The 2,898-nt window shown below is 71.6% G+C and carries 1 protein-coding gene; it reads left to right on the plus strand.

Annotated features, from left to right (window positions below; all coding sequences use genetic code 11):
• The coding region (locus tag WU80_RS24470) for a non-ribosomal peptide synthetase (protein WP_156371882.1) at window positions 1–2,898 on the plus strand (2,898 nt) is incomplete at both ends.

The following is a 2,898-nucleotide window of genomic DNA, read 5'->3' on the forward strand; positions in this document are numbered from 1 at the left end:
CGCCGCGGTGGTCGTCGTGGACGCGATTCCGTTGACGGTCAACGGCAAACTCGACGCCCGCGCCCTGCCGGCGCCCGACTACCACGACGACGAACGGTACCGGCCGCCGGCGACCCCGACCGAGGGCATCCTGGCCGAAATATACGCCCGCGTACTGGGATTGACCCGGGCCGGCGTCGAGGAGTCCTTCTTCGACCTGGGCGGGGATTCGCTGGCGGCCATGCGCCTGGTCGCCGCCGTCAACGCGGGCCTGGATACCCGGCTGTCGGTGCGCACCGTGTTCGAGGCGCCCACGATTCGCCTGCTGGCGCAGCGCATCGGCGGGGGCGGCCGGGCGCGGGCGCGCGTGGCGGCCGGGCCGCGGCCGCAAGTGTTGCCCCTGTCGTTCGCGCAATCCCGGTTGTGGTTCATCCACCAACTGCACGGGCCGTCGCCGGTGTACAACATGGCCGCGGCGCTACGGCTGACCGGGCACCTCGACGAGGACGCGCTGGTCGCCGCGCTGGCCGATGTGGTGGAGCGCCACGAAAGCCTGCGGACGGTGTTCGCCGCGACCGAGGGGACGCCCCGGCAGGTGGTGCTGCCGCCGCAGCGCGCCGCTGCCGGTTGGGACGTGGTCGACGCCAACGGATGGTCATCGGCGCGGTTGAGCGAGGCCGTCGAGGCCGCGGCGGCCCATCCTTTCGACCTGGCCACCGAGATACCGTTGCGGGCAAGGCTTTTCCGGATCACCGAGGACGAGCACTTGCTGGTGGCCGTTGTGCACCACATTGCCGCCGACGGCTGGTCGCTGACTCCGCTGGTGCGCGACCTGGGGGTGGCTTACGCCAGCCGGTGCGCCGGCCGCGAGCCGGGATGGCCGTCGTTGTCGGTGCAGTACGCCGACTACACGCTGTGGCAGCGGTCCCAGCTCGGCGATCTCGACGACCCCGACAGCCCGATCGCCGGTCAGCTGCGCTACTGGGAGGCCGCGCTGGCCGGAATGCCCGAGCGCCTCGAATTGCCCACCGACCGGCCGTATCCGGCGCTGGCCGACCATCGCGGAGCCACGGTGCGCGTCGACTGGCCCGCCGAGCTGCAGGACCGGGTGCGCGAGGTGGCGCGCGCCCACAACGCGACCAGTTTCATGGTCATCCAGGCCGCCCTGGCGGTGCTGCTGGCCAAGCTGAGCACCAGTTCGGATGTGGCTGTGGGCTTTCCGATCGCCGGTCGTCCCGATCCCGCACTCGACGACGTGGTGGGCTTCTTCGTCAACACCTTGGTGCTGCGGGTCGACCTGGCCGGCAATCCCACCGCCGCCGAACTGCTGGCGCAGGTGCGCCAGCGCAGCCTGGCCGCCTATGAACACCAGGACGTGCCCTTCGAGGTGCTGGTGGAACGGCTCAACCCCACCCGAAACCTGGGCCACCATCCGCTGGTGCAGGTGATGCTGGCCTGGCAGAACAACGAACCCGCCGACCTGCGGCTGGGCGATCTCCGGGTCGCCGCCGTTCCGGTCGACACCCGCACCGCCCGCACGGATCTGCTGTTCTCGCTGGCCGAACGCTGGACCGACGACGGCCGGCCCGGCGGGATCGGGGGAGCCGTGGAGTTCCGCACCGATGTGTTCGACACCGCCACGGTCGCAACGTTTGTGGCGCGACTGCAGCGGGTGGTGGCGGCCATGACCGCCGACCCCACCCGGCGGTTGTCCTCGATCGACGTGCTCGACGAGGCGGAGCACGCCCGGCTCCGGGCGATCGGCAACCACGGCGCGCTGGAGCAGGCCGCCTCCCCGACCCGGTCGATACCGGAAGCCTTCGTCGCCCAGGTGGACCGCGCCCCGGAGGCCGTGGCCATCAGCTACCGGGGCAACCGGCTGACCTACCGCGAACTCGATGACGCCGCGAACCGCCTGGCGCACCGGCTCATTGGTCACGGCGCGCGTCCCGGTGAACGGGTGGCGCTGTTACTGCCCCGGTCGGCCGAGGCGGTGGTGGCGATCCTGGCGGTGCTCAAGACCGGCGCGGCTTACGTGCCGATCGACCCCGGGCTGCCCTCGGCGCGCATCGAATTCGTGCTCACCGACGCCGCAGCGGTCGCGGTGATCACCGTCGGCGGTCTGCGGTCGCGAGTGGGCGGGTGGGGCCTACCCGTCGTCGACGTCAACGCCCCCGCGCCGACGATGCGGCCCGCCACCGCACCACCGCCGCCGGCGCCCGGGGACATCGCCTACGTCGTCTACACGTCCGGCACCACCGGCACTCCCAAAGGCGTTGCGGTCACCCATCACAACGTCACCCAGCTGCTGGAGTCGCTGGACGCCGAGCTGGAGCTCGGCCAGGTGTGGACGCTGTGCCACTCGTTGGCCTTCGACTTCTCGGTCTGGGAGATCTTCGGCGCGCTGCTGCACGGGGGGCGGCTGGTGGTGGTGCCGGACGCCGTGGGCCGCTCGCCGGACGAGCTGCACGCCTTGCTGGTTCGCGAACAGGTCGGCGTGTTGAGCCAGACCCCGTCCGCGTTCTACGCGCTGCAAACCGCCGACGCGCTTTCCCCCGAGCTCGCGCACCGACTCAAGCTGCAGACGCTGGTGTTCGGCGGCGAAGCGCTCGAGCCCCGGCGGCTGGGCAAGTGGCTGGACAACCATGCGGGGCGCCCGCGCCTGATCAACATGTACGGCACCACCGAGACCACCGTGCACGCCTCGTTCCGCGAGATCGTCGACCGCGACGTGCACGGCGACGCCAGCCCCATCGGAATTCCCCTGGCGCATCTCGCCTTCTTCGTGCTGGACGACTGGTTACGGCCGGTGCCCGCCGGCGTGGTCGGGGAGTTGTATGTCGCCGGCCGGGGCGTGGCGTGCGGGTATGTGGGCCGGTCCGGGCTGACGGCGTCGCGGTTCGTGGCGTGCCCGTTCGG

The sequence above is a fragment of the Mycobacterium sp. UM_11 genome (assembly GCF_001414075.1).
Taxonomy (GTDB): domain Bacteria; phylum Actinomycetota; class Actinomycetes; order Mycobacteriales; family Mycobacteriaceae; genus Mycobacterium.